The sequence below is a fragment of the Clostridium tyrobutyricum genome (assembly GCF_019144085.1).
GTDB classification, from domain to species: Bacteria; Bacillota; Clostridia; order Clostridiales; family Clostridiaceae; genus Clostridium_B; species Clostridium_B tyrobutyricum_A.
This window is the reverse complement of record NZ_JAHHUY010000103.1, coordinates 1-416: the sequence shown is the minus strand read 5'-3', so window position 1 is coordinate 416 and position 416 is coordinate 1. Positions and strand designations below refer to the sequence as shown.

General features: G+C 29.3%; 1 protein-coding gene. It reads left to right on the top strand.

Annotated features, from left to right (window positions below; translation table 11 throughout):
* Window positions 1-416 (top strand): transposase (locus KM800_RS15210; RefSeq protein ID WP_217813833.1); only part of this gene is annotated, 416 nt, incomplete at both ends.

The following is a 416-nucleotide window of genomic DNA, read 5'->3' as shown; positions in this document are numbered from 1 at the left end:
CATGGGTTTATGAACTTCCTCAAACCGATAAAGTTAGATACATTATAGTTCAGACACTATCTAAAAGAGGAAATTTAAAATATTCTTTACTCATCACAAATATCATTGATAAAGAGATGGATGCAGTAGAAATATTTCACTTTTATAATAAACGCCAGACTATAGAAGCTTTCTTTAAAATGGCTAAAAATGTATACCATATAAAAAATCTTAGAACCTATAAATTCTATGGTATCTATGGTTTTTTATGGCTTGTATTTATAACACATAACCTTATAAGTTCTTTTAAGTCTACCATTCTTCATGGAACAAAACTTGAGAATATAGGAGTAAGAGTTCTAGTCAAAAGTATTGGAAGCATAAAAGCATTTGTTGAAAGGACCTCCCGGGGAATTAATGTAAATATTCCTTCAATG